This window comes from Nostoc cf. edaphicum LEGE 07299, assembly GCF_015207245.1.
Classification (GTDB): Bacteria; Cyanobacteriota; Cyanobacteriia; order Cyanobacteriales; family Nostocaceae; genus Nostoc; species Nostoc edaphicum_B.
Map to the genome: position 1 here is coordinate 1 of NZ_JADEXF010000869.1, position 2,907 is coordinate 2,907.

The following is a 2,907-nucleotide window of genomic DNA, read 5'->3' on the forward strand; positions in this document are numbered from 1 at the left end:
GGAGATCGGAAACGGGTATGTTTTTTTATTAAAAAAGGTGAGGGAGATATATTTTATGAGCAGTTGCAGCAACTAAATAAATTAATTAGAGAAGAGTGGATAAGTCAGGGAAACAGCACTGAGGATTTCCAGGAGCTTGGCCCCAAGATTATTTTAATTTTAGATAATGCTAGTTTCCATAATCGTTTTGATATTCTCGCTAAAATCGCCCAAGAACTCCCTAATTTCATCTTAGAGTTTTTACCTGCATATAGTCCTGATTACAATATCATCGAATTAGTCTGGTATTCATGTAAAGAATACATCGCTCATCGTCTTTTCCAATCAGTAGATGAATTGAAGCTTTTACTAGATAAACTTTTAAATAAAGGTGAATTAGTAATTAAGTGGTATCGAAAACTAAAAAATAAAGGTAATAGTGACTATGTTGCAATTTAAATGCCTATTAGCTTACTTGCAGTCAACCTCTGTGTTGATAGCAATCCTTGTTAGAGAAATCAGAAAAATGATATAACATTATCTCAAAATTCTTCGCCCAAACTGATATAACGTTATCTCATGACTGGGAGTCGGAAATATAGTAATCAAGAAAGAGAAAAAATTATGCCTGCCAATTTGACCCTTTCGATTGAGACAAACGCTGGAGGAGTGGCGAAAAGTACTATTTCATACAATCTTGCGTATGAATTGGGTGTTCGTGGCTATTCAGTGGCACTATTAGACATCGATCCTAACGAATCATTGACATTATTTTGCGGATTAGGAGAATTTAAAACTCAGGGAACAATGGCTAATGTTTACCATCCAGACTTCAATGGGAACTGGCCTTTAGTTACAGCTTGGCAAGGTAAGATTGACAAAATTCAAGTTTGTAAAGGCGGAAAAGAATTACACGAAACAATTCGGGAAGTTTCAAAGGATCTGCGTGGAACTTATACTCTTGCAGATCGGTTGAGTGATTATCCCTTATCTCACGATTTTGTAATTATCGATTGTCCTGCAACATTGGAGCCTTTACCACTGACTGCTCTTGCAGCTTCTAGTCACGTATTAATTCCCATTCAACCCTCAGCAACTAAGGTCGAAGATATCCAGCAAGAGCAACTGAGAGATTTATTGGCTGTATTAGAAGCTAAGGCAAAAGAGATTCGGAAAAAGTTGGACTAATACTATTTCGTCCGACTTAGTTTACTGAACCGGAGATGTCCATGTAATCTATGAGTGCCTATCTAAACTACCCAAATGGCTGTCGCCTGAATCCCGCAGAGTCAAACCAGAATTATCAGCGTAACGGTTTCAGTATGTGAGATTGCTAGACTGCCAAGAGAGGATACTTTGTGAGTGAGTTTACGGGTGAGCCTGTAGTTGGAGAATATAATGGAGGGACTTCAATCATCCAAATTAAGGTTAAGTGCCCCAACTAAGAGCAAACTGCTATTGGACTGAGTACGGAAGAAGTGCTTTCTACAATAGCGATTCCTTCTCCTTGGACATAAATAATTTTCAAGAAACCAAATAATCTTTAATCCTGTCTTGCTCACGTCGTAAAGCTTTCATTCCTTGTCTATGAGCAGAGTGTACCTTGGAATGACTCCTCTTCAATCAGATCCAGAAATTCTAGGTTACTCCAGCGACATTTTTTAGCTACCGCAACCACTAATCGGAGGTTGGCGGTAATCATTTTTTGTTTAGCCAGCTGACCAAGCTTTTGGATTTGGGTTAACTGTGCTTCTGTTTTATTTACCTCGGCAACTAGTTCAGCCCTAGTTGGGGAAGGCTCTAGTCGTTGCACTTGAGAATTGTTTTGCTTATCAAGTTTTGCATTGACCTTACAACTCTTGTGTAGATAATCTTTTACTGTGGCAATAGCTTCGGAAAGCGACCAATTTCTCGTAGATAAATTCCAGTTGTATCAGATATAGGGCTAGACATCTTGCGGGAAGCTAATTTAATAACAAAGACATTGACAGGAGAGTATAAATCAAACAGTCAACCATTTTAGAGGGTGTAGGGAACCAAAGTTTTGAAACGCGGGATTGAAGCAAGGACGCTTTGTATTTCGCGCTATGCGTCTCGAAATAAATATTTTTTTAAGTGGGCTTTAGATCCGCAACTAAAGTTTTTTATTCCTTCTTCTCTATTTTTCTTGTAAGTTAATTTCTACTGCGTTGATAGATAAAGATTTCAAAAATTCTTGTGGGGGCTATATGGGGGCTATATGTACCCCAAAAATAGATTAGAACTTCAATGAAAATTTGACACCTATATATGGGCTATATGGGGGCTAAGTGGGGTACAAAGTGTCATAAACTAAATGTACCCCACTTAGCCCCCAAGGGGTTATGATAAGCTCTTGAGGTTAGAGAGGGAAGGGGCAGAGTTCTGGGGAAAGACTCATAGCAAGTTATTCTTCTCTCCCCTGCTTTCCTGCTCCCCTAGATAATCTGAACAGATAACTTTCACAAATCAAAACGTATTGACTTGATCCCTATGTCAAACATTCACGCCTTGTTGGGTTCCTTTACGAACGTAATTTCCAATCACTTCTGCTTGATTTCCCTAGGCGACTAAATCAAACCAAAGGGCTTGTTCACTTCTGTAAGGTGGTCTTACTGCAATAAAGATTGAAGCCTTAACTGCGCCAGACTCGAAATATTTGAGTTCTGGTTCTTGTCCGCATCTGCCAACCAGCATGACTTTGTTGATATAGTTCATAACGCGAGGATTTATATATTTCTCTTATTGGTGCGTCAGCATTAGTTCTTTCAGGATTTATTATTTTGACGAGTTGTTTTATTTAAACCACATTCTTTTTTATTCATACTTATGAGTTATTTTTTGTCCTTGTTTATCGTAAAATTGTGGTTTTTACTAGGGAACCACAAGTTACCCTGTGCTATGGTGGTA

Annotated in this window: 4 protein-coding genes; 2 read left to right on the top strand and 2 right to left on the bottom strand. The window is 38.4% G+C overall.

The genetic code is table 11. The features are described 5' to 3' along the window. Both IQ229_RS21925 and IQ229_RS21930 read left to right on the top strand, forming a co-directional pair. Positions 1-438 (top strand): transposase (locus tag IQ229_RS21925; protein WP_194047359.1); only part of this gene is annotated, 438 nt, incomplete at its 5' end. Between the two features lie 165 nt (positions 439-603). Continuing rightward, positions 604-1,167, top strand: coding sequence for a ParA family protein (locus IQ229_RS21930; protein ID WP_228013645.1), 564 nt, complete (start codon positions 604-606; stop codon positions 1,165-1,167). A gap of 397 nt (positions 1,168-1,564) precedes the next feature. On the opposite strand, the gene IQ229_RS21935 is transcribed toward IQ229_RS21930, so the two are convergent. After that, positions 1,565-1,792, bottom strand: coding sequence for a hypothetical protein (locus IQ229_RS21935; protein WP_194047361.1), 228 nt, complete (start codon positions 1,790-1,792; stop codon positions 1,565-1,567). A gap of 767 nt (positions 1,793-2,559) precedes the next feature. Further along, positions 2,560-2,715 (bottom strand): single-stranded DNA-binding protein, encoded by a 156-nt coding sequence (locus tag IQ229_RS21940; protein WP_228013646.1) that lies wholly within the window; start codon positions 2,713-2,715, stop codon positions 2,560-2,562. Positions 2,716-2,907: the final 192 nt, after the last annotated feature.